We start from the raw sequence: 24,842 nt of genomic DNA on the forward strand, positions 1-24,842 counted from the left end.
GGAGGTGGAAAGATGGAAAAAAATAAGGAAGAACAGTTATTGGAAGGTTTAATTCAAGAACTTAGAAGAGGAACCATAGTACTAGCTGTTTTAAGTCAATTAAAATCTCCGCAGTACGGTTATTCACTAATAGTTTTAATGAAAGAAAAGGGATTAGATCTAGAAGCAAATACCTTATATCCACTATTAAGAAGACTTGAGAAACAGGGGATATTAGAAAGCCTTTGGGATACAGATGGAACTAAACCAAGAAAATATTACAAGTTAAGTGTCCTAGGGGAAACTGTATATTTAAAGCTATGTGAAGCTTGGAAAGATATAAATAATGTTGTTAATAATTTGATTGAGAATTAGGAGGAATAAAAATGATAGATAGATATATCTATGCTGTTACAAGGAAATTACCTGAAAAATCACGAGAAGAAATTGCTAATGAAATTAGAGAATTAATATTAGATATGATTGAAGATATTGAAGATACAGTTTCTGAGGAAGAAAAGATAGAAAAAGTTTTAAAAATATTAGGAGATCCAGAAAAGTTAGCAAGTCAGTATAGAGGTAAAGAAAGATATCTGATTGGTCCAAACTACATTGATAAATATATATTTGTTATGAAGATAGTTTCACTATCCATATTTATAGGGATATCTATAGCATTAGGTATAGGGGGAGTATTTTCAGCAGGAGGTATTATAGATTTCATAGGAAGTTATATTGATGCTTTAATTTCATCTCTATTACAAGGAGCAGCTTGGGTAACTGGAATCTTTGCATTTTTAGAATATAAGGAAATATCATTAGATGAAGCAGCAGAAAATAAAGAATGGGATCCTTCAAAACTTCCAGATATACCTCATAAAAAAGCTATAATATCTAGGGGAGAATCTATTTTCAGTATAATATTTACAACTATTTTTACAGCTATATTTTTCTTTTCGCCAGAATATGTAGGTATATATTATAAAGTAGGAAATGATTTAAGATTTATTCAAGTTCTTAACTTAGATGCTTATGAGTCCTTTAGGTTTATAATATTAATAATATTTACTATTTCTATAATTAAGGAATTAATTAAAATAATAGAAGGTAAGTGGACGATAAGGTTAGCTATTATAGATACAATATTAAATATTATTTCTTCAATATTATCAATAAATATAATTTCAAATAGTTCAATTTGGAACAGCGATATAGTTCAAAATATAGAGAAGTATATTCGAATATCTTTTGATAGAATTTTATTTATTGTTATAGCATCAATAGTAATAATAACAATTTCTGAATCATTAGCAGCTTTATATAAAGGCTTTAAATATGGAATACAAAAGGGTTTGAGTAATATAATTAAATAAGGAGAAATAAAAAAATAAAAAATATCAAAAAAATATTTAAAAAAAACCTTTACAAAGGGAACAAGCTATGATAATATTAAATCAACAAATAAATAAGTAGTGTGTTACTGGTAATGCAGGCAAGGACTAAAAGAATTATAGATAGTACTAGAGTACTAAGGACTCGAGCTATACTATCTATAGGTTTTAGTTCTTTTTTTTATTTTTTTACGATATTATTCATACTAAATCATAAAATGAGCAAACTAGTAACGGACTACAAAATTAATATAAATATTTTAGGGAGGTATTATTAATGCTACAAATGTTACAAAAAATTGGTAAAGCCATCATGCTTCCAATAGCAGCTTTACCTATCGCAGGTATTTTACTAGGAGTAGGTGGTGCTTTACTTGGTATTGCAGGCTTAGAAAATGCACCAGCAGTTTATCAACCATTAATGGCTTTTGTTAATATTCCATTTGTTACAGCACTTTTAACTATAATGAAAGACGTTGGGGATATAATATTTGGTAACTTACCAATATTATTCGCAGTAGGTGTTGCAGTAGGTTTAGCTAATAAAGATAAGGGAACAGCAGCACTTGCATCAGTATTTGGTTTCATAGTAATGAACAAAGTTATTTCTACAATGCTTGTTTTAGGATTAACTCAATTAGGCGTTGTAACTCCAGATAACGTTGGAGATTATGCTACTTATGTTACTACAAATGTTGGTATATTCACATTAAATATGTCAGTATTTGGTGGTATTATAACAGGTATTATAACAGGTATATTACACAATAAATATCATACAATTCAATTACCACCAGCTTTAGGTTTCTTTGCAGGTTCAAGATTTGTACCAATAGTTACTTCATTAGCAATGGCAGTAGTTGGAGCTATATTAGCATTCGTATGGCCAGTAGTACAAAACGGTATTTCAGCACTTTCTGAAGTTGTTAAAAATGCTGGTCCAGCAGGAACATTCTTATTCGGAGTAATAGAAAGAGCATTAATTCCATTTGGATTACACCACGTATTCTATACACCATTCTGGTATGGTTCATTCGTTAATGCAGACGTATTAGTAAATGGCGCATGGGAAACAATTGCAGGAGCTAACACAGCATACTTCACTCAATTATCTAACATGACTAGCCTAGTTGGAGCAGATGCAGAAACAATGTCAAGAATAGTTTCAGGAACAACTAGATTTATGACAGGTAAATTCCCATTCATGATGTTTGGTTTACCAGCTGCAGCATATGCAATGTACAAGCAAGCTAAACCAAGCAAGAAAAAGGTTGTTGGATCATTACTAGCATCAGCAGCATTTACAGCAGCTTTAACTGGTATTACTGAACCAATTGAATTTACATTCTTATTCGTTGCACCAGCATTATATGGAGTTCACTGCTTACTAGCAGGTTTATCATTCATGTTAATGGATTTACTAAATGTATTCATTGGTATGACATTCTCTGGTGGGGTTATTGACTTCGCATTATTCGGTTTACTACCAGCAGGAGCAGGAGTTCCAACTAACTGGTTAAGACTAATATTAGTTGGTCTAGTATATGCAGTAGTTTACTACTTCTTATTCTCATTCTTAATCAAGAAGTTCAACTTAAAGACTCCAGGTAGAGAAGAAGATGAAGCTGAAACTAAGTTATATACTAAAGCTGATTACAATGCTAAAAAAGAAGCAGGTAAATCAGATGAAATTAAGGAAAATGCTCCAGAAGTATTAGCTGCTTTAGGTGGAGCAGACAATATAGTAAGTGTTGATGCTTGCATAACAAGATTAAGAGTTGAAGTTAAAGACAAGGGAATTGTTGATAAGGCTAAACTTAAAGCTTTAGGAGCATCAGGAGTTGTTGAAGTTGGTAACGGAGTTCAAGCGATCTTTGGTGCAAAAGCAGATGCTTACAAGAACGAAATTAAAGGAATATTAGGAATTGACTAGTATATTAATAAAAGGCGGATTCAAGTTTTGAATCCGTCTTTTTTTTATTATGATATAATAAAAATAATATTATAAAATTAAATTAGATTGAGGTAATTTTAATGGATATTGGGTTAATAGGATATGGCGGAGTTGCTAAGGAATTTATAAGTTTATTATTAGATAAAGAAAATTATTTAGAAAAGCTTGGTTTTAAAATAAAAGTAAAATATATAATAAGAAGCAGTGGCGGAATATATGTAGAGGAAGGAATAAATTTAAAAGAAATTATAAGCATTGGTGACAAGCTTAATTATCATAGTAAATTTAGAGAAGGTATCAATATTGAAACTATAATTAAAAATAAAGATGTAGATACCTTGGTTGAGCTAACCAATACAAATTTAGAAAATGGAGAGCCTGGTCTAAGTCATATAAAAAAAGCTTTAGAAAATAAAATAAATATAGTTACAGGAAATAAAGGCCCTATTGTTTTAAAATATAAGGAATTGAAGGAAATAGCTTATAAAAATAATGTAAAACTTTTAATTGGATGTACAACAGGCGGAGCTTTGCCAACTTTAAATGCTGGGACATATGACATTGCAGGAGCAGAAGTATTAAAAATTGAAGGAATTTTAAATGGAACAAGCAATTATATTCTTACAGAAATGTATGAAAATAATTTAAATTATAAAATAGCTTTAGAGAAAGCAATAGAAGAAAAAATAGTAGAGAAAAATTATAGTTATGATGTTGAAGGCTATGATACAGCTTCAAAAATGTTAATAATCTCAAATGCTCTATTAGATACAAATTTAACTTTAGAAGATATAGAAATAGAAGGAATAACTAAGCTTACTAGAGAAAGGATACTAGAAGAAAAATTAAAAGGAAATAGGCCTAAATTAATAGGGACAATAATTAAGAAAAATAATAAGATAGAAGCTAAGGTTAAATTAGAATTTATAGATAAAAATCATAAATTATATTTTATAGATGGTAAAGATAAAGGAATATGTTATTATACAGATACCTTAGGAGAAATACTAATAGCTGGAGGAGCTTCTGGAACAAGAAATGCAGCTGCTTCAGTATTAAGAGATATTGTAAATATGGGTATTATTAGATAATAAATTTATCAATACTATTTTATTAATAAAAGGGGAAATTTTATGAGAGAGTTACTAAGCAACAGAATTCAGCTATTTATAAGAAATAGAGAAATTATGAAGAAAAATTTTAAACTTGAGTATAGCATGATCTATTATTTATGCTCTTATATTTATACTGAAAATAATAAAATTTTAGATCCAGATAAAATAAAGGAAGCTAAAAGGATAATTAATAAAAATACAGGTATTTTTTCTTATTTTAAGGGAGTGGCAAAACTTGCAGAGTCAACTAAACTTTCATTGAAGAATGATATGGAAGGAGAATTTTTAGAAGTATTAAAAACCTATAAATTATTAAAAAAGGAGTTTCGCAGCAGTGAATACTTACCTTCTGTTGCTTGTTTTATTTCAGAAAATAGACATACACTAGATGTAGAAAACTTAATTAAGAAATCAGTAGAAGTTTATAAATTAATGAAAAACAATCATCCATTCTTAACAAGTAGTGAGGATGTTATGCTTGCAACACTCATAGCAATGACTAAGGAAAACATTGATGAAACGATAAGATCCATGGAATATGCCTATAAAAAATTAAAAAAGCATTTTATATCAAGTAATTCAGTACAATCAGTAAGCCATGTGCTAACTTTAACAGAAGGTGACATTGATTTAAAAATAAATAAGTTATTAAATATATTCAATAAATTAAGAGAAAATAATTTAAAATACGGAAAAACAAATGAACTTGCAATTTTAGCAATACTAGCCTTATCAGAAAAAACTGTTGAAGAAATTACGAGAGATATAATAGATATTTTTAATGTGTTAAAGAAAGAAAAACTAGTCGGTTTCTTTTCTGCTACAAAAGCTCAAGGTTTAATGTTTGCAGCTCTTCTATTGATTATAGATTACACAAAAGAAAGCAATCAAAATGCTTTTAAAGAAATTGCTGTAAAAAGCGTAATATCAATAATTATAGAAGAAATTGCTCTTATGAGTACTGTGGCCATAACATCTGCAGCAGCAGCTTCAAGTGCATCATCCTAGTGTTTACAAGGATGAAACTGCCAGTTGACAAATTGCAAGTGCTGGTTGGTTTTAATTTTTTATATATCTTTTAGAATATACTTGAGGTGATAAATATGAATTTTTCAGAAAAGCTGCAGATATTAAGAAAAGAAAAAAGGCTTTCTCAAGAAGGCCTTGCTGAGAAGTTAAATGTATCAAGACAAGCTGTTTCAAAGTGGAAATCAGGACAAAGCTTTCCTGAGTTAGATAAGATTATTATTTTATCAGATATATTTAGAGTTACAGTAGATTAACTTGTTAAAGATAATATAGAATTTAGAATAAATATAGAAGATAAAAAAACAGAAGAAAAGAAAAATGATGAGCAAGAAAATACCATAAATAAAGTTTGTGAAGAAGAGTATGAAAAACAAGGATTCTATAAGAAAAATATAAATAAATTCAGAATTGGTAATAAAGAAGATAATAAAGATAGTGATATAAAAAAAGATGACGCTGATATCCTTGGAGAAGATGATGATATTGATGAAGAAGATGATGAAGATATTGTTGAGAATAGCGGTTACACTGGTGAATTTATTATTATAGGTACTATTATAGGTATGATTATTTATTTTATTACAAAAAATAGTTCGTATATTATAATAATAGGACCATTATTAGGATTTGTTTTGGATAGTGTTTATGAGTTATATTTACGAATAAAGAGGAAGGAATAAAGAAATATGAACACAAGGGAATACAAAAGAAATATTAGAAAAGAAGTACTAATGAAAAGATCGGAAATGAAGGTAGAAGAAAAAGAGCTTAAAGACAATATTATTTTAGAAAAATTATTTCAAACTGATTTATATAAAAATGCAAGAAATATTTTTACCTATATAAGCTTTGGAGATGAAATAAATACAATAAAGCTTATTAAAAGAGCTTTTAAAGATAAAAAAAATATAGCAGTTCCCAAAACTTATAGAGAAACAAAAACAATGCATGCAATATTTATTCATAGTCTTAGAGAATTAAAGGAAAATTATATGGGTATCCTCGAACCAATTGATGATAGTATTGTTGTAAAAAAAGAAGATATTGATTTAATAATTGTTCCAGGAACAGTTTTTGATAGAGAATTTAATAGAATAGGCTATGGTGGAGGATATTATGATAGATACTTAGAGGATATTGCATATAAAAATAATAAAGTTGTATTAGCCTATGATTTTCAAATTATAGATAAAATAGAAAGTGAAGAACATGATATAAAGATGGATCTTATAATAACAGATAAGGATGTTATAAGTAGAATATAAAAAAGTATAAAAATATTATTGCACATTTAGAAGTTTTAGTATATTATATAAAATAAATAATTAAATAGAAAGAAGGCTTTATTAAGAATGGTGGAGGGACTGGCCCTGTGAAACCTGGCAACCTACTAACAGCTTTAGTGTGGTGCTAAATCCAGCAGATTATTAGATCTGAAAGATAAAGTATATTAGTTTTATACAGTGATTTTGTTATTTATAGGTTGTTTCTTATTAAGAAGCAACCTTTTTTATTTATAAATTTAGCAATGAGTATATAAAAAGGAGGCATTAAAATGAGTAACAATTTTAAAAAGGGAACAATATGTGTTCAAGGAGGGTATAGCCCAAAGGCAGGGGAACCAAGGGTGTTACCAATTTATCAAAGTGTAACATATAAGTTTGATGATCCTAGTAATTTAGAGGATTTATTTAGTTTGCAAGCTGTGGGACATTTATATAGTAGAATTTCTAACCCAACAGTTGCAGGATTTGAAGAAAGGTTTGCCCAATTACAAGGTGGCATTGGGGCAGTTGCCACATCATCAGGGCAGGCAGCTATTCTTTATTCAATAATTAATATATGTAAATCAGGAGATCATATTATAGCATCTTCAAGTTTATATGGTGGAACAGTGAATTTATTTAAAGTTCATTTAAAGAACTTAGGAATTGAAGTGTCCTTTGTGAGTCCAGAGGCTTCTAAAGAAGAGATATTATCAGCAGCCAAGGAAAATACTAAAGCTATATATGGAGAAACCATCGGTAATCCAGAATTAAATATTTTAGACTTTGAAAAATTTGCAGAAACTGCAAAAATTCTTAAGGTACCATTTATAGTTGATAATACAGTAGCTTCTCCATATCTTTGTAATCCCTTTGAACATGGGGCTAATATTGTTATACATTCAACAACAAAATATGCTGATGGACATGCTCAAAGTATTGGGGGAATAGTTGTAGATGGAGGAAATTTTGACTGGAGTAATGGAAAGTTTGAAGATTTTACAACACCAGATCCAAGTTATCATGGATTAGTTTATACAGAGGCATTTAAAGAAGCTGCCTATATTACTAAGCTTAGAGTGACTATAGCAAGAGATTTTGGAGCATGTTTAAGTCCATTTAATGCGTATATAACAAATTTAGGATTAGAAACTCTTCATTTAAGAATAGAAAGACATTCACAAAATGCTTTATCCTTGGCAAAGTGGCTAGAAAAACATCCAAAAGTTAAGTGGGTTAACTATCCATATTTAGAAACAAGTAAGGAATATGAAAAAGCTAAAAAATATTTAAATGGCGGGGGAAGCGGTCTTCTTACCTTTGGATTAGATACTGATATAGAGGGAACTAAGAGATTTCAAAGGGCATTAAAATTAATTTCCCTAGCAGTTACCTTAGGAGATACAAGAAGTTGTATATTACATCCTGCAACAACAACTCATAGTCAGCTTTCAGAAAAGGAATTAGAAGGAGCTGGTGTAACAACAGACTTATTAAGAATATCAATAGGAATTGAAGACATTGAAGATATAATTAAGGATGTAGAGCAAGCTTTAGAAGCAGTTTAAGATTATAGGAATATAAATCTATATTGATAACTTCAACCCTCTTTGTTATAATAATTTGCAGCAAAATTGAATTATAAGTGCTTAGCACTTTTTATAAGGGGGGGTTAACTTGTTTAATAAGGAAGAATTAGAAATATTAAATGAAGCCTTAAAAATATATGAAGAAAAGGTTACTAGGGATTTAGAAGCTAGTGTTAATAATAAAAATAAAATGGTTGCTAATAATAGAAAGCAAAAAAAGGTATGGCTTCTTCAAAACAAGCTTGCCAAACTTCTTAAGGAAGTTTAATTAATGAGAAATGTATAAGAAGAATGAATAGAAGTATAATAAATAGAAAAGGATTTGCTTAAGCAAATCCTTTAATTTCTACATTTCTTTATTAGCAATTTCTAAAATAATTCTATTTTTAAGTTTAGTTACATCAACTGCTCCTTCTTCACCATTCTTTCTGCTTCTTACAGCAACTGAATTGCTAGCAGCTTCTTTTTCACCAACAACTAGGATATAAGGAATTCTTTCTAATCTAGCTTCTCTTATTTTATATCCTATTTTTTCAGCTCTATAGTCCCCAGTAATTCTTATACCAGCATTTCTAAATTCTTTAACTATAGCATCTGCATAGTCATTATATTTATCAGAAATAGGTAGAACTATAGCTTGAGTAGGAGAAAGCCATGTTGGGAATGAACCATTATACTTTTCAATTAACATAGCTAAAGTTCTTTCATAACATCCAATTGATGATCTATGGATTATAAATGGACGCTTCTTGTTACCATCTTTGTCAACATAAGTCATATCAAATCTTTCGGCTAAAGCAAAGTCAATTTGGATAGTTATTATAGTATCTTCTTTTCCATGAACATTTTTAAATTGAATATCAAGTTTTGGTCCATAGAAAGCAGCTTCACCTTCAGCTTCAACATAATTAATTCCTAAGTGGTTTAATATTTCTCTCATTGTATTTTGAGTTTTTTCCCAAGCTTCTGGATTGTTAATATACTTTTCAGTATTGTTTGGATCCCACTTAGAGAATCTATAAGTTATATCATTTGCAATTCCTAAAGTTGTCATAATATGATCAATTAATTCAACACAACCCTTGAATTCCTCTTCTACTTGTTCAGGTGTACAAACAATATGACCATCTGCTAAAGTAAATTGTCTAACTCTTATTAAACCATGCATTTCTCCTGAAGCTTCATTCCTGAAAAGAGTAGAAGTTTCAGCATATCTTAAAGGTAATTCTCTATAACTGTGTTGTTCTGAGTTATAAATAGTATATTGGAATGGACATGTCATAGGTCTAAGAGCAACTACTTCGTCATCTTTTTCTTCATCTCCTAATACGAACATTCCATCTTTATAGTGATCCCAGTGGCCAGATACTTTATATAAATCGTTCTTAGCCATAAGTGGAGTTTTAGTTAATAAATATCCTCTCTTTTCTTCTTCGTCTTCAACCCATCTTTGTAAAAGCTGAATTATTTTAGCTCCCTTTGGCATTAATAAAGGAAGTCCTTGACCGATTTTTTCATCAGTAGTAAATAATTTAAGTTCTCTACCAAGTTTATTATGATCTCTTAGTTTTGCTTCCTCTAAAGCTTGTAAGTGAGCATCTAAGTCTGATTTCTTTAAGAAAGCAGTACCATAGATTCTTGAAAGCATTTTGTTCTTTTCATCGCCTCTCCAGTAAGCACCAGCAGCTCTAAGAAGTTTAATAGCTTTTACTGGTTTTAATGACATTAAATGAGGCCCAGCACATAGGTCAGTAAAGTCACCCATTTTATAGAAGGATATAACAGTATCTTCTGCTAAATCATTTATTAATTCAACCTTGTAAGGTTCATTAGCATCCTCCATAAGTTTTATAGCTTCAGCTCTTGGTAATTCAAATCTTTCAATTGAAGGATTTTCTTTTATTATTTTTCTCATTTCATCTTCTATTTTTTCAAGATGAGTAGAGTTGAAAGCTGGTTCTATGTCAAAATCATAGTAGAAGCCATCATTTATTGCTGGTCCTATTGCTAGTTTTGCTTCAGGGTATAATCTTTTTACAGCATAAGCTAAAACATGAGATACACTATGTCTTAATGCATCTTTTCCTTCTTGAGAATCAAAAGTACATATAGCAACTTCGCTATCTTTTTCAACAACAAAACGTAAGTCAACTACTTCTCCATTAACTATTCCACAACAAGCATTTCTTGCTAAACCTTCACTTATAGATTTAGCAATATCAAATACAGAAATACTTGATTCAAATTCTTTTACTGATCCATCTTTTAAAGTGATCTTAATCATATTTATCTTCCTTTCTAATTAATTCTATTTAGATTGTAAGTTTCTAGATACTTATAAGTTAAACTATTTTAGTAGAAATATTTATTTTAATAAAATAAAAAACTCCCGTCTCTTTCTATAAATAGAAAGGGACGAGAGTAGTAAATTCAAATTTCCCGCGGTTCCACCCTTAATTGCCTAAAATAGGCCGCTTAAGATATCGTAACGTGATATAAACGGACTTTATTAGAGTCACTCAGAGGTGGTTTTCAACTAAAATCAAGTAAGATAATTGCACCAAATTTATCTCTCTCTGCAAAATGATTAATAGTCTACTGTCCTCGTCATAGTGTTGATATATTTCTATATGTATTATTTTTTATTATAAATATAAAAAGTTTCAATGTCAACAAAGAGAAATAAAATAATTTACTAAAACTGCGAAAAATGTCATAATAAAAATATTGAAAAATTAAAAAAGGTTATATATAATATTATATGTAGTAGATGCAGATGTGGCGGAATTGGCAGACGCACTAGACTTAGGATCTAGCGCCTTTGGCGTGGGGGTTCGACTCCCTTCATCTGCACCAGTTTTAAATAAACTTTGCGGAAGTGGCTCAATGGTAGAGCGTCACCTTGCCAAGGTGAACGTTGCGGGTTCGAGTCCCGTCTTTCGCTCCAAAATAAAGACTTCTAAAGTCTAATTAATTAGATTTTAGAAGTTTTTTATATATAAAATTACATATTGTTTTATTATGAATAATATTTCTGAAAAATAAAATACTATTAATAATAGAAGAATTCACATATTATAATGTGAATTCTTTTTTATGCAAATCTATATTAATATTTAAATTGTTTAGTCTAAATTAACCAATATTTATATTGTGAAAAAGGCGCTCTAATTCTAATTCTTGAAGCATACTTTTGGAATATAGTTTGCCTCCCATTAATTTTGTTATTAGTTCAATTTTTGAGTAGCCTTCTTTATACATCTTAAGGTCTTTAACTATTTTTTTTAAAGTAGACTTTGGTATTTCTAAAATAATAGAAAGTTCCTTAAATGTATAGTAATCTTTTGGTAAAAGGCTGAAAAGTTTTTCTTGAAGCTCTAGCTTATATTTTAAATCTGTTTCTAAAGAGTTGTGGGGGCCTAGTTTTCCTCTATGGTGGTAATTACAAAGATATTTATAATTTAGTTTAATATCATAACCACCTTCATGTTTATGAACTATATGATGAATATCAGCCTTTGATCCACAAATTTCACAGTGGTGCAAATTCACGCCTCCCTTATATATATCCTTAATATTATTATAAAATAAACCTTTATTTTATTCAAATAGAGGATTATGGTTAAAATAATAATATTAAGAAAATTTAGAAAATAAATTTTTATTAATATCTTGAAAACGATTGTTACATGGTGTAATAAACTATATAATATAAATATAGATAATATATTATATTATGGTAATGAAGAAAGGGTGATAGAGTGAGGCATAATTACGATTCCTTCGATTATTGGGAAGAACTGATAGATAAAAACAAAACTTTGAGAGGTCATATGTTTATGGATTCGTTACCAAATAAGGATACAATTTATATTCATACCCTAGTTTTTGGAAAAAACAACGGAATTGATAATACATGGAGCTACTTTCCTGATATAAAGACTTTATTAGGATATATACAATATTCATTTTTACAAGAAGCCTTTTATAAGTGGATATATGGAAAGGAAAAATTAATTGTTAATGTACCTAATATAAGAGTAGAAAAAATAATTTCTGATGCAGAAAAGAATAAAAAGCTGACAAAAGAAGAAGCAGATAATATGAGAAGAGAAATAAATATGATAAAATCTTGCTGGTCTTTACCAAAAAATAAAATCTTTGCAAGGTTAAAAAAATTTAGTCGAGATTTTAATAAAACCTGGGTTGGAGATAATAGAGAGTTTTTATATTTAAAGATATTTAATAGTCCTATCGAATTAGGAGATTTCGTGATAAACTCCAATTATATAATTAGAGGAAATGAATTTGAAAAAGTAGTTGGGGTTACTATTGATGAATGGAAGGAAATATGTAGAAAAGCAGAAACTGATAAAACTTACGGCGAGAAATTTAGAAATATTTTAGCAAAATCTCTTACAGATGTAGTATAAAAATATAGAAATTTCTTATTGACAGAATTATTTTTCTAGTATTATAATAATATTTGTCAATAAGATTTGCGGGTGTAGCTCAATGGTAGAGCCCTTGCCTTCCAAGCAAGTTACGTGAGTTCGATTCTCATCACCCGCTCCATTTTGTGCCATTAGCTCAGTTGGTAGAGCACCTGACTCTTAATCAGGGTGTCCAGGGTTCGACCCCCTGATGGCGCACCAGATTAAAAAAGAGAGATTAACCTAGGTTAATCTCTCTTTTTAGTTTGTACTAAAGAATTCGTAATTCATATTTAAGCATTAAACTACTGAGTAATAGCCACCAAACTGTGTATTATTTACTGTGTATTGTGAATTGAAAGGTGCTGTATACTTTTCCTTATTGACATTATAAGTCTAAGTTGATACTATATTAATGCAAAATTTAAGAACTTATCAAGAGCGGTGGAGGGACTGGCCCTGAGAAACCCAGCAACCGAGAATCTTAATGATTCTTAAGGTGCTAAATCCTGCAGGAGATCCTGGAAGATAAGGAGTTTATTATAACTTTTTATAAGGAAATGAGCTTCTGTATTCTTGCAGAAGTTTTTTTGTTTTTTAATAACTTTAAGTAATTGGGGCTATATATTATTTTGAAGGAGAGGAAGAAGCCTTGGAAAATAAGAGTAATGGGTTTGCGTTAGTGCCATTAGGAGTATTTATAGTAATTTATTTAGGAATATCTATAGTAGCAAAAAGTTTTTATGCTGTATCAGTAATTATTCCTTTTTTAGCAGCAGCATTAACTGCTTTATTAATGAATAGGAAGGAAAAGCTTGATAAAAAAATAGAGATCTTCTGCAAAGGGGCAGGAGATATAAATATTTTATTAATGATATTAATATTTATATTAGCAGGTGCCTTTGCCCAGGTAGCCAAAGATATGGGAGCAGTAGATTCTACTGTTAATTTAGGTCTTTATTTACTTCCAAGCAGTTTATTAATACCAGGGATATTTATTATTGGGTGTTTTATTTCCTTATCTATAGGGACTTCAATGGGAACAATAGTTGCTTTAGTACCAATAGCAATTGGAATAGCCGATAAAACTGGAATATCAACATCTTTATCTGTGGGGGCAGTAGTCTGTGGGGCTATGTTTGGTGACAATCTTTCCGTAATATCTGATACAACTATTGCTGCAACTAAGACTCAAGGTTGTGAGATGAAGGATAAATTTAAAATGAACTTTTTAATAGTTCTTCCAGCTGCAATAATTACTACAATTATATTTATAATTTTAACAAGAAATACAGCAGTAATAAATTTAGATTCTTTGGAGTTTAATATATTTAAAATATTACCATATATTGTAGTAATAATAACATCCTTAATAGGATTAAACGTAATAATAGTTTTGTTGCTTGGATTAGGACTTTCAGGATTAATGGGTATTATAGTTGGAAGTTTTGATATAATAGGTCTTTTTAATTCAATATCTAATGGGATATCATCAATGAGTGAGCTTATTATAATTTCATTACTTATTTCAGGAACTATAGAAATAATAAAGTTTAATGGTGGAATAGATTTTATTCTTAATAAGGGACTAAGAAATTTTAAAAGCAAAAGAGGAGCAGAATATGGAATTGCAGTTTTGACGGGCTTGGTAGATATTTGTACTGCAAATAATACAATTGCAATAGTAACAGTAGGACCGATAGCTAAAGATATTTCAAATGAATTTGACTTAGATGCAAAAAGAGTTGCAGGTATTATGGATATCTTTTCTTGTGGCTTTCAGGGAGTTATACCATATGGAGCCCAATTGTTATCAGCAGCAGGTCTTGCGGCAATATCACCCTTTGAAATAATGCGGTTTTTATTTTATCCATATTTAATGCTGGTTAGTGCAATTATATTTATATATTTTCATTGGAAAAATAAAAAATAATCTTGTACATAATTAATAATGTAAATCTTAAAATAGAGGAAAACTACCTTAAAGTAGTTTTAAGAAATGCAAAAAAGGAGCTGTTGAAGGTCAATATCATTAAGATATTAATCTGCGACACTCCTTTAATTTTAATATAGATTTTCAATTATTAATTGTCAATTGAAAAAAGCATGGCAATGCTATTTGCCGCAATTCCTTCTCCACTTCCTGTAAAGCCAAGGCCTTCTTCAGTTGTAGCTTTAACATTTATCTGATCTATATCTATTTCAAGAGTTCTTGCTATGTTTTTCCTCATGGTTTCAATATAAGGAAGCATTTTAGGTTTTTGAGCAATTATAGTTGCATCTATATTACCAATTTTATAACCTTTGTTTTTTATTAATATTCCAACTTCTTTTAAAAGAGTAAGGCTAGAGATACCTTTAAATCTTTCATCAGTATCAGGAAAATGTTTGCCTATGTCTCTAAGAGCTGCAGCGCCTAATAAAGAATCGCATATTGCATGTAATAATACATCTGCATCAGAATGACCAAGTAGTCCTTTTTCATAAGGAATATTTACACCACCAATAATAAGCTCTCTATTATCTACTAATTTATGGACATCATATCCTAAACCTATTCGCATATTACCACCTCTAAAATTTTATTTAGGACTATTTTACCATAAATTAATATATAATATTAGACTTTAGTGATGTTATATTATTTTTTTAAAAAAGGATTCGTTGTTATAAAAGTCTCTTTCCTTTCTGCTGAGTATTTTATCTTTTATAATTTTTAATAAATATTGCATTCTATATATATAATACATAGGCTTAGATTTTATTCTTTTGCGTTTAAAAAGGAAATCAACATAAATTATTTTTTTATTCATAAAATACTCCTAAATATTAATAGTCTAAAATATCCAAACTTATTAAAATACAAAATCCTTTATGATATAATATATGTTAAAATAGCCTAAAAGTTTATTGGAGGTAAAGGATTGAGGGAAGGAATTAGAAGAGCAATCGGGGTTATTTTAATAATTATAGGTATAACCATAATTGTATCCATTATTTATAGGAAAATTGAAACAGCAAAAAAGCAGGAAGAGCTTAAAAATATTTTAGAAGAAGTAATAAATGAAGGCATAGCTTCATCAGAGAATGAGGATGCTAGTTTTACTGTAGGTGAAGGGTACAAGCCAATAGGGTTATTAGAAATACCTAGTATAAATTTATCTCAAGGAATAGTTGAAGGAATAACAGATGATATTCTTTTGTATTATTTAGGGCATTTTGAGGGTTCTGCAATGCCTGGAGAAAGAGGAAATTTTGCAGTTGCAGGACATAGAGTTTCAGATTATTCAGAGGCCTTTGTTAATTTGTATAAAACAAAAGCTGGAGATGAAATAATAGTAAAGGCAAAAGGTAAAAAATATATCTATGAAGTGACGGATAATTTTATTGTTCAACCAGATAGAGTTGAAGTATTAGATGATACCAAAGATGCAACAATAACATTAATAACATGCACAGTTGGTGCTAAAGAAAGAGTTGTAGTTAAAGGAAAGTTAATTGAAACTAAGGAACTAAATAGCGGAGGAGAACAATGACCTTTCAACAATATAAATATAAATTTTCAACCAAGGCTCCTATAAATGTAGTATCAGAAGATATAACAGAAAAAAGAGAAGAGGAAATTAATAGATTAAAAGAAGACTTAATAGAATATAAAATACTTATTAAGGATTTAGTTTATGATAAACCTTCTTATGATATTAGAAATAAAATATTAAATATTAGTTATTTTATTATAGAAAATATAGAAATTTATGATTATTTAATAAAAAATAAAGAATTTCCTTTAAAATTACTTTTAGAAAATACTCCTTTAGAAAGAACTTTCCTTGAGCAGTGGAAAGAATTTATTATTACATACTCTATTATTTTATCAGATCCAACTTATCATTATTTACAAGATTATCTTCAGATTGTTGAGGCAATTCAAGTATTAGGCTCTGAAGAGATATTTGAAAATAAAGAAGTAGAGGAGCATAGAGGACTTCTTCTTCACAAGGGAAAATTTTCATCAGTAATTCTTAGCTCAAAGGGAGAATTTATAAAAGTAAAATCAAATAAGGAAGAAAAAATAGGTGAAGAAATTTTAGCAAAAGAAAGTATTTCTTTAAAAAAATATAAGACACAAATAGCGATATTTTTTAGTTTAATAGGGTTTATATTTTTAATTGCTTCCTATAAATATAATAATATAGATAAAACTTTAGTAATAGAAATAACTTCTACTATAACCTTAGAATTAAATTCTTCCAATAAAGTTGTTAATTATTCTAGTAATTCAGAAGAAATTAAAGAAATACTTAAAGAATTAAAAATAAAAAACAATCATGTGGATTCAGTTTTAATAAATATATTGGATTATGTTAGTAACAACGAAATGATTCCGAGCACTGGTATAGTTCTTAAAGTGACTGGAGAAGCTTTAGAAGATAGAGATATAAAAAATACAGAAGAATATATAGCAGAAAATAAACTTGAAGTTAAATTTAATAACTCAGGAGATGAAAATAAGGTTTCTGAATAAATACAAAGGTGATAAAATGGGAAATATTATAGTTCATAAAGATAGGGGAGATAAAATAAGGCTAAATAAATTTATAAGTGAAACAGGCTTCTGTTCAAGAAGAGAGGCTGATAAGCTTATAGAGGCAGGAAGGGTAACGGTAGATGGTATAATAGCAGAAATGGGCACTAAGGTATCCGAAAATGCTAATGTTAAAATAGATGGAAAACCAATAAAAAGAGTTGAGGAGCTTGTTTATATAGCCTTAAATAAACCAGTAGGAATAACATGTACTACAGAAAAGAAAGTAAAAGGAAATATAGTTGATTTTGTTAATCATGAAAAAAGAATCTTTCCAATAGGAAGGTTAGATAAGGATTCGCAAGGATTAATTCTTCTTACTAATGATGGTGACATAGTAAATAAAATATTAAGGGCAGGAAATAATCACGAAAAGGAATATATAGTCACAGTAGATAAGCCCATAAATGAAAAATTTATAAAGGACATGTCAAATGGAGTAAGAATTTTAGGAACGATAACTAAGAAGTGTAAGGTTAGAAAAATAAATGAAAGTACCTTTAATATTATATTAACTCAAGGTATGAACAGGCAGATTAGAAGAATGTGTGAAGCCTTAGGTTATAATGTAATTAAGTTAAAAAGAATAAGGATAATGAATATAAAACTAGGAAATTTAAAAATAGGTCAGTGGAGAAACTTAACTAAGGAGGAATTAGTTAAGTTAAATTCTCTAATAAATAATTCAATAAAAACTGAAGATACAGATTTATAATATTATATTAAAAGGACATTATTGAATTCTTATTTGAATTTGATAATGTCCTTTTTTGTTATTTAAAATATATTTAAGCTTCAATTAGGTTATAGTTATTCCTGCACTAGCATAGCCAGTTATTGATCCTATCAATCCTGAGCTTGTAGCTGAAAATACTAATAAATATTTATTACCTGGTCATAAGTACATTTATTTTTAAGTTTTATTTTTTTCATTTTATATCACTTTGAAGTTCATTCTTATTTCTATGTAATTACATATTATTCAAATAAAATTAAAAGTTTACTAATAGAAATTATCAATAATTTTAAAGAGCATTTTATAATGCTGTATTATTTTTATTAGTAAGATGCGAAAACATGTTTTTTTTGCACATTATCCACATTAACCTGTTAATAAGTTGTTAAGATTATGTTGACATAAATATTAATAAATATAAACAAATTGTAGATAATATTAAGGATATATTTTATTAATATTTCAAAAATTGTGGCTATTTATAAGGATGGGAGAATTACTATATGATAAAAAGAATAATGTTATTAGGAATAGTAGTAGGAATTAATTGTTTTAGTATTATTTATCCACAAGATATGTTAATTAATATTAACAAGGGAATAATAGAAAAAAATTTAATTGTGGATAAGTCATTTGAAGAAAGTTCAGAGTATTTAAAAGTTAGTGTTAAAATTCCACAAATCATAGGTCTCAATAATAAGGAAAGAGAGAGGGAAATTAATAATGAAATAATTGAATTTACCAATAATTTTGTAGAAGAAAACAGAATTGCTAGTGAAGCAAATAGACCTGGAGTTCCTTATGAAAGTTTTGTAACTTATAGAGTAACCAATGAAGAAAAGATTCTAAGCTTTTATATTGACTATTATCAATATAGTGGTGGGGCCCATGGGATAACAATCAGGAAAACATATAATATTGATATAACTACAGGCCAAAATGTAGAACTTAAAGATTTATTTAAGGAAGGATTTGATTATAAAGAATATATAAATAAAGAAATACAGAGTCAGATAAGTATAAATAAAGAAGATTATTTTCCTGGCAAAGAAGGTTTTACAGGAATAAAGGATAATCAGGCTTTTTATATAGAAAATGGATATATAGTAATTCATTTTGCTTATTATGAAATTGCACCTTATGTTGCAGGGATGCCTCAGTTTAAAATTCCTTACAATGCTTTAGAAAATTACAAAGATGTATAAATAATGTTGATATTAAGTATTAAAAAAGTTAAATAATGATATTTTCAATAAATTTAAAACATAACCTAAAATAAAAAGGAAGCTGGCTCAAAATGATTTTAATAATCATTTTGAGCCAGCTCCTCTTTATTAAGCCCTATAAGAGCTTATTCAACTACACTACTAACTCCATAACTCCGCACTACTAACTCCAAACTTCAAACTCCACACTCCAAACTGTATTATCTGTAGAATTCTTGAGTTGCATAGTAAGTGTTACCTACCTTGTAAACTCCAACTCCAATGCTTGTAAAGTTAGTTGATAAGATGTTAGCTCTATGGCCTGATGAATTCATCCAGTTGTTCATAAATTGTTCAGCTAGAGCAGCATTTCCAGATCTACCTGAAATATATGCTATATTTTCACCCCAAGATCTATAGCTTACCCCGTCTGCCTGCATTTGTGAAGTTATTAATTGACCTTCTGGATTTCTATGATCAAAGTATCTTCTATCACCCATATCTTGTGATTTTAATCTTGCATAGTGTTCCATTGTATCATTGTATTGTAATGCTGGAAGACCAGCTGCAGCTCTTTCCTTGTTAACTCTTGTAAAGATAGCTTGTTCGATTTCTGCTATAAATTTATCTGAAGCTTCTTTTTGAGTGTTGTCTTCAGAATTATTATTTTCCTTACCTGTATTTGTTTCTTCAGGAGCTGCTGGTGTTTCTTCTTTAGCAGTATCTTCTTTTTTATCTTCTTCTTTTATAGGAGCCTCATTGCTTGTCCCATTGTCTTCCTTAGAATTATTATCTTCTTTGTTTGTATTTTCATTAGAATTGCTGCCAGTGTTGTTTTCGGCTGTATTTTCCTCTAGTTGTTTATTTTCATCTTCAATAATTACATTTGAATTATCTTTTGATGTATTGCAAATTTGTTCAATAATCTTTATTTGATCTGTTATTTTTATATTATTAAGGCATGAAGGTAAAGTTCCTGCTCCAATACCTGTTGTTAGACATCCTGATAATAAAAGTGACATTAATTTTAATTTAATCATATGTTAATTCCTCCTCAGAAATTTTTTGTTTCATCCGATGAACTTATAATAACACAGATAGGGGGGCTGCCCAATATGAGATGACTAGCAATTGAAGCATAAAGTAGAAGGAATAACAAAAATAGTGACTAACAACTTATATTTTCCAATAAAGTTGTTATGTGTATAGATTATTAATAAGAAAGAAAGAGTAAAAATCACTTTTATTAAAAATAAATTTTAAAAAAAATTTTATATCATAATATGAAAGAATTTATATATTTAGGAATTAAAATTAAATAATAAAGGTAGCTTGTCTAAAACAAACTACCTTTTCTATATTTTTTAATTAAGCGATAATATTAATTAAATCCATACAATTTTTAGATTTTCAGCTCATTGAAAGTTGAAAACTAAAATCTGAAAACTTAAAATTGTACTACGCTGCTTTTTCTACATTTTCAGAAGAATTTGATTCTGCAGCTTTTTCCTTTTTATCTGTTGTAAAATCTATAATTACTTTAGCAATTTGAATTATTACAGTTGGAAGGAATGCGTATAAATAAATATATCCAATTTGCTTTCCTGTTAATACTGCAACTTCAAATAAGTTTCTTAAAGCTGGTATAAATAAAACTGAGTTTAAGAAAATTAATCCTGCAATAAATGCTAACCAGCTAAATTTATTTCCAAATAAGCCTAATGAAAACACTGATTTATTTCCTCTACAGTTAAAGCCGTGGAATAATCTAGCTAAACATAATGTAGCAAAAGCCATAGATGAAGCAACTGCAGCATTATTATCACTGCCAAGCCCCTTATAGAAAGCTAACATTGTAAATATTGCAATAATTAAACCTTCAAAAGCTAATTCTAAAACAAATTTCTTATCTAAAATTCCAGCATCTCTAGATCTAGGTTTTTCTTTTAATAAATCTCCTTGAGCTGGTTCCATACCAATAGCAATAGCAGGTAAACTATCTGTTAGTAGGTTAATAAATAGTAAGTGAACTGCCTTAAATGGCATTGGTAATGCTAAAAGTGAAGTATAAAGTACTGAAAGAATACCTGATGCATTACCAGATAATAAGAACTTAATTGAGTTCTTAATATTTCTGTAAATATTTCTTCCGTTAGCAACAGACTTAACTATTGTAGCAAAGTTATCATCAGTTAATATAACTGAAGCAGCATCTTTTGAAACTTCTGTACCAGTTATGCCCATTGCAATACCTATATCAGCTTGCTTTAAAGCAGGAGCGTCATTAACTCCATCCCCTGTCATAGCAACGATTTGATTTTTATCTTGCCATGCTCTAACTATTCTAATCTTATGTTCTGGAGAAACTCTAGCATAAACAGATATATTTTCTACATTGTTTCTTAATTCTTCATCAGACATCTTATCTAATTCTATACCTTCAATAGCTCTATCTCCATCTCTTAAAATACCAATTTGTTTAGCAATAGCTGACGCGGTAATCTTATGGTCTCCAGTAATCATAACTGGTTTAATACCAGCAGATATACAGTTTGCAACAGCAGCTGCAGATTCTTTTCTTGGTGGGTCAATCATTGATATAAGCCCTATAAAAGTAAAGTTTTCTTCGTCTTCTATGCTTATATTTTTATTTTCAGGGAATTCTCTGTAAGCAAAAGCTAAAACTCTTAAGCCATTTTCAGATAATTCTCTATTGGCATTTAATATGTTTTGTTTATCCTCATAACTTATGTTTCTAACACCATCAGGAGTTTTTATGAATTTAGTTCTATCTAAAATAACATCCAATGCACCTTTTGTGAACATTATATATTTGTTATCAAAGAAGTGAAGAGTACTCATAAGCTTTCTATCAGAGTCAAATGGAACTTCCGATAATCTTTCATAAGCCTTTCTAAGCTCTAATTCACATAGTGAAAATTTTTGACCTAAGTTAACAAAAGCAACTTCAGTTGGGTCTCCAATTTCTTTTCCTTCTTTACATGTAGAGTCATTACATAGGATTGAACTCTTTAGCAAATAATTTTCAACAGGATCTTCTATATTTAATTCTTCGCCATCAATAAATCTATTATTAACAAAGACTTTTTTTACTGTCATCTTATTTTGAGTAAGGGTTCCAGTCTTATCAGAACATATAACAGATACTGATCCTAAACCTTCAACTGCTCTTAGTTTTTTAACAATAGCATTTTCCTTGGCCATTTTTTGAGTTCCAATAGCTAGTACAATTGTAACTATTGAGCTAAGGGCTTCAGGAATAGCAGCAACAGCTAAAGCAACAGCAAACATAAGAGAATCTAGCATGTTATTAGTTCTAAGACTTAGGAAGAATACAATAACACAAACTCCTAAAATACCAATAGCTAATTTTTTACTAAAGTCATCTAAGCTGACTTGTAGTGGTGTTGCTTTTTCTTGAGTTTCTTCCATTAGGTTAGCAATTTTACCTATCTCAGTACTCATTCCTGTAGAAGTAACAACTACTAAAGCTCTACCATAAGTAACTAAGGAACCTGAGAATACCATGTTTTTTTGATCACCTAAAGCAACTTCCTCACTTTCAATTACTTCAGCAAATTTATTAACACTTTCAGATTCACCAGTTAAGGAACTTTCATTAACTTGAAGGGAGAAGTTTTCAATGATTCTACCATCAGCTGCAACCATATCTCCTGCTTCAAGTAATAAAATATCTCCTGGAACTACTTCTTTAGAAGGAATTTCAACCTTTTTTCCATCTCTAATAACTTTAGCTGTTGGGGAAGATAAAGCTTTTAAACTATCTAAAGATTGTTCAGCCTTAAAGTGTTGTACAGTTCCTAAAACTGCATTTAAAGTAATAACTGCGATAATAACTAAAGTGCTTTCTGCATCTCCAGTTAGCATTGATATTAAAGCTGCAATAATTAGGATTATTACAAGCAAGTCTTTAAATTGACTAAAGAATACTTCCCAAACAGTAGCTTTTTCCTTTTGGGTAAGTTCATTATAGCCATACTTGTCCAAATTTTCTTTTGCTTGCTTTTCACTAAGACCAGATTTTGAAACGTTAAATTCTTTCAACGTCTCCTCATAGCTTTTAGAAAAGTACTTCTTCATATAAAATCCTCCAAACTAAATATAAAATTATAATTTCATTAATAACTTGTGGGTCTAGAGAAATAAAAAAGAGACCCTTAATACAATTTTTAAGAAATAAAAACTGTATTAAAAGTCTCGTAACCATTAAGGTATATAACACCAGGCCTTAGCCGCGTATGTTGATGCTATATTTTTTACTACTCCCTTTTAACTTAGAAGTTATTAAATTTTAATTACAGTATTAATAATAAAGATATAAGAAAAAATTGTCAAGCATAAAAATAAAAATTTTTATCATATTTTAGCAAATCACAAATTAAAAATGGAAAGCATATTATAATACATAAGTACTACGTGGAGTTGAAAGTTATTGATATACGGGCTGATACTAGCAGGGGGAAAAGGAACTAGACTTTATCCCTTATCAAGATCAAACAATCCGAAACAGTTTTTAAAAATTATAAATAATAAAAGCTTTCTTCAAAATACAGTAGATAGGATAATTCCTTTAATCAATAAAGAAAATATTTATGTTGTTACTAATAAAGAATATAAAGAAAAAATAAAAAGTGAATTAGAAAATATAGATCCTAATAATATTTTTTCTGAACCACAAAACAAAGAAACAGCCACCTGTATTGGATTATCAGCTGTTAAATTATTAAAAAAAGACAAGGATGCAGTAATGGTCGTTTTGCCATCAGATCATCATATAGAGCGTGAAAAGGTATATTTGGAAACCTTAAATCAAGCAGTAGAAATAGCCAATAAAAGAAGGGGAATAGTAACCCTTGGAATTACTCCAACGAGAGCAGAAACAGGTTATGGCTATATTGAAATGGGACCAAGAATCCAATCATCGACTATACCAACTTTTAAGGTTACCAGATTTACCGAAAAGCCTAATGTTGAAGTGGCAAAGGATTTTATCTTAAAGGGAACTTATTTATGGAATTCAGGAATGTTTGTTTTTAGAGCAGATGTTATTTTAAGAGAAATAGAAAAGTATTTGCCGGATCTTTATAAAGCTCTAATGGAAATTTATAAAAGTGTTGGTGAAGAAAATGAAGAGTCTGTTATAGAGGAACAGTATTCAAGAATAGATGGAATATCTATAGATTTTGGAATTATGCAAAAAACAAGAAAGGGTTTTGTTATAAAAAGCGATTTTATTTGGGATGACATTGGAAGTTTTTCAGCATTAAGCAGGTATATGGAGGAAATTGGAAATAATAAAGTGAGCAGTAAGGTATATTTACAGGATAGTGAAAATTGTTCTATATTTGGAAATAGGAATTTAATTATAGGTCTTGGGATAAAGGATTTAGTTGTAGTAGATTCAGGAGATGTTATATTAATAATGGATAAGAATAAAGATCAAGAAATAAAACATCTCTTAAACGAACTAAATGAAAGACCAGAATTTGAAGATTATCTTTAATATGTTTGATTAACAT

General features: G+C 29.0%; 21 protein-coding genes, 4 tRNA genes, 2 riboswitches and 1 other annotated feature. Of the genes, 20 read left to right on the top strand and 5 right to left on the bottom strand.

The genetic code is table 11. The features are described 5' to 3' along the window. Positions 1 to 12 precede the first annotated feature (12 nt). From BEN51_RS01705 to BEN51_RS01745, 9 genes are all read left to right on the top strand, one after another. Positions 13 to 354 carry a PadR family transcriptional regulator gene (locus BEN51_RS01705; RefSeq protein ID WP_119864379.1) on the top strand — a complete coding sequence of 114 codons (342 nt, stop codon included), beginning with the start codon at positions 13 to 15 and terminating at the stop codon, positions 352 to 354. Positions 355 to 365: 11 nt separating this feature from the next. Beyond that, positions 366 to 1,352, top strand: a complete 987-nt coding sequence (locus tag BEN51_RS01710; RefSeq protein WP_119864380.1) for an HAAS signaling domain-containing protein — start codon at positions 366 to 368, stop codon at positions 1,350 to 1,352. A gap of 295 nt (positions 1,353 to 1,647) precedes the next feature. Next, positions 1,648 to 3,303, top strand: a complete 1,656-nt coding sequence (locus tag BEN51_RS01715) for a PTS transporter subunit EIIC (RefSeq protein ID WP_119864381.1) — start codon at positions 1,648 to 1,650, stop codon at positions 3,301 to 3,303. A gap of 101 nt (positions 3,304 to 3,404) precedes the next feature. After that, positions 3,405 to 4,415, top strand: a complete 1,011-nt coding sequence (locus tag BEN51_RS01720; RefSeq protein WP_119864382.1) for a homoserine dehydrogenase — start codon at positions 3,405 to 3,407, stop codon at positions 4,413 to 4,415. A 42-nt stretch (positions 4,416 to 4,457) separates the two neighbouring features. Further along, a complete protein-coding gene (locus tag BEN51_RS01725) occupies positions 4,458 to 5,447 on the top strand; it encodes a DUF4003 family protein (protein WP_119864383.1) in 990 nt (329 codons plus the stop codon). Positions 5,448 to 5,542: 95 nt separating this feature from the next. Further along, entirely contained in the window at positions 5,543 to 5,722 is a 180-nt protein-coding gene (locus BEN51_RS01730) for a helix-turn-helix transcriptional regulator (RefSeq protein WP_119864384.1), read from the top strand. A 432-nt stretch (positions 5,723 to 6,154) separates the two neighbouring features. Further along, the gene (locus BEN51_RS01735; protein ID WP_119864385.1) at positions 6,155 to 6,733 is read left to right on the top strand and encodes a 5-formyltetrahydrofolate cyclo-ligase; all 579 of its coding nucleotides are present in this window, start codon (positions 6,155 to 6,157) and stop codon (positions 6,731 to 6,733) included. 75 nt (positions 6,734 to 6,808) lie between these two features. Then, positions 6,809 to 6,915, top strand: a riboswitch (SAM riboswitch). Between the two features lie 108 nt (positions 6,916 to 7,023). Beyond that, a complete protein-coding gene (locus tag BEN51_RS01740) occupies positions 7,024 to 8,301 on the top strand; it encodes an O-acetylhomoserine aminocarboxypropyltransferase/cysteine synthase family protein (protein ID WP_119864386.1) in 1,278 nt (425 codons plus the stop codon). A 109-nt stretch (positions 8,302 to 8,410) separates the two neighbouring features. Then, complete coding sequence (locus BEN51_RS01745; RefSeq protein WP_119864387.1) at positions 8,411 to 8,590, top strand: hypothetical protein; 180 nt, start codon at positions 8,411 to 8,413, stop codon at positions 8,588 to 8,590. A 78-nt stretch (positions 8,591 to 8,668) separates the two neighbouring features. Here BEN51_RS01745 and thrS read toward each other — a convergent pair whose 3' ends face one another. Further along, positions 8,669 to 10,606, bottom strand: a complete 1,938-nt coding sequence (gene thrS / locus BEN51_RS01750; protein ID WP_119864388.1) for a threonine--tRNA ligase — start codon at positions 10,604 to 10,606, stop codon at positions 8,669 to 8,671. 124 nt (positions 10,607 to 10,730) lie between these two features. Further along, positions 10,731 to 10,942, bottom strand: a binding site (T-box leader). A gap of 152 nt (positions 10,943 to 11,094) precedes the next feature. Between thrS and BEN51_RS01755 the strand changes: the two genes are divergently transcribed. Beyond that, positions 11,095 to 11,178, top strand: a tRNA-Leu gene (locus tag BEN51_RS01755). A 16-nt stretch (positions 11,179 to 11,194) separates the two neighbouring features. After that, positions 11,195 to 11,269, top strand: a tRNA-Gly gene (locus tag BEN51_RS01760). Between the two features lie 188 nt (positions 11,270 to 11,457). Here the strand turns inward: BEN51_RS01760 and BEN51_RS01765 are convergent. Beyond that, positions 11,458 to 11,868, bottom strand: coding sequence for an HNH endonuclease signature motif containing protein (locus BEN51_RS01765; RefSeq protein WP_119864389.1), 411 nt, complete (start codon positions 11,866 to 11,868; stop codon positions 11,458 to 11,460). A gap of 215 nt (positions 11,869 to 12,083) precedes the next feature. Between BEN51_RS01765 and BEN51_RS01770 the strand changes: the two genes are divergently transcribed. The 4 genes from BEN51_RS01770 (at position 12,084) to BEN51_RS01785 (ending at position 14,688) form a co-directional block, all read left to right on the top strand. Then, positions 12,084 to 12,755, top strand: coding sequence for a hypothetical protein (locus BEN51_RS01770; RefSeq protein ID WP_119864390.1), 672 nt, complete (start codon positions 12,084 to 12,086; stop codon positions 12,753 to 12,755). Between the two features lie 68 nt (positions 12,756 to 12,823). Then, a tRNA-Gly gene (locus BEN51_RS01775) sits at positions 12,824 to 12,897 on the top strand. A gap of 4 nt (positions 12,898 to 12,901) precedes the next feature. Beyond that, positions 12,902 to 12,977: transfer RNA gene (locus BEN51_RS01780), tRNA-Lys, on the top strand. A 207-nt stretch (positions 12,978 to 13,184) separates the two neighbouring features. After that, positions 13,185 to 13,290, top strand: a riboswitch (SAM riboswitch). Positions 13,291 to 13,407: 117 nt separating this feature from the next. Beyond that, positions 13,408 to 14,688, top strand: a complete 1,281-nt coding sequence (locus tag BEN51_RS01785; protein WP_119864391.1) for a Na+/H+ antiporter NhaC family protein — start codon at positions 13,408 to 13,410, stop codon at positions 14,686 to 14,688. A gap of 151 nt (positions 14,689 to 14,839) precedes the next feature. Here BEN51_RS01785 and ispF read toward each other — a convergent pair whose 3' ends face one another. Continuing rightward, on the bottom strand, positions 14,840 to 15,319 hold the full coding sequence (gene ispF, locus BEN51_RS01790) for a 2-C-methyl-D-erythritol 2,4-cyclodiphosphate synthase (RefSeq protein ID WP_119864392.1): 480 nt from the start codon (positions 15,317 to 15,319) through the stop codon (positions 14,840 to 14,842). Between the two features lie 360 nt (positions 15,320 to 15,679). On the opposite strand from ispF, the gene BEN51_RS01795 reads away from it, so the two are divergent. The 4 genes from BEN51_RS01795 to BEN51_RS01810 all read left to right on the top strand — a co-directional run bounded on the left by BEN51_RS01795 (position 15,680) and on the right by BEN51_RS01810 (position 19,281). Next, positions 15,680 to 16,291, top strand: a complete 612-nt coding sequence (locus tag BEN51_RS01795) for a class D sortase (RefSeq protein ID WP_119864393.1) — start codon at positions 15,680 to 15,682, stop codon at positions 16,289 to 16,291. Further along, positions 16,288 to 17,280, top strand: a complete 993-nt coding sequence (locus tag BEN51_RS01800; protein ID WP_119864394.1) for an anti-sigma factor domain-containing protein — start codon at positions 16,288 to 16,290, stop codon at positions 17,278 to 17,280. Before BEN51_RS01795 ends, BEN51_RS01800 begins: the two co-directional genes overlap by 4 nt. 16 nt (positions 17,281 to 17,296) lie before the next feature. Then, complete coding sequence (gene rluF / locus BEN51_RS01805) at positions 17,297 to 18,055, top strand: 23S rRNA pseudouridine(2604) synthase RluF (RefSeq protein ID WP_236906235.1); 759 nt, start codon at positions 17,297 to 17,299, stop codon at positions 18,053 to 18,055. A 524-nt stretch (positions 18,056 to 18,579) separates the two neighbouring features. After that, positions 18,580 to 19,281 (top strand): DUF3298 and DUF4163 domain-containing protein, encoded by a 702-nt coding sequence (locus tag BEN51_RS01810; protein WP_119864395.1) that lies wholly within the window; start codon positions 18,580 to 18,582, stop codon positions 19,279 to 19,281. Positions 19,282 to 19,502: 221 nt separating this feature from the next. On the opposite strand, the gene BEN51_RS01815 is transcribed toward BEN51_RS01810, so the two are convergent. Together BEN51_RS01815 and BEN51_RS01820 are read right to left on the bottom strand one after the other, a co-directional pair. Then, positions 19,503 to 20,321 (bottom strand): CAP domain-containing protein, encoded by an 819-nt coding sequence (locus tag BEN51_RS01815; protein WP_119864396.1) that lies wholly within the window; start codon positions 20,319 to 20,321, stop codon positions 19,503 to 19,505. Positions 20,322 to 20,739: 418 nt separating this feature from the next. After that, a complete protein-coding gene (locus BEN51_RS01820) occupies positions 20,740 to 23,403 on the bottom strand; it encodes a cation-translocating P-type ATPase (RefSeq protein WP_119864397.1) in 2,664 nt (887 codons plus the stop codon). Positions 23,404 to 23,755: 352 nt separating this feature from the next. Between BEN51_RS01820 and BEN51_RS01825 the strand changes: the two genes are divergently transcribed. Beyond that, a complete protein-coding gene (locus BEN51_RS01825; protein WP_119864398.1) occupies positions 23,756 to 24,826 on the top strand; it encodes a mannose-1-phosphate guanylyltransferase in 1,071 nt (356 codons plus the stop codon). The last annotated feature ends 16 nt before the right edge of the window (positions 24,827 to 24,842 follow it).

The sequence above is a fragment of the Clostridium isatidis genome (genome assembly GCF_002285495.1).
Lineage (GTDB): Bacteria > Bacillota > Clostridia > Clostridiales > Clostridiaceae > Clostridium > Clostridium isatidis.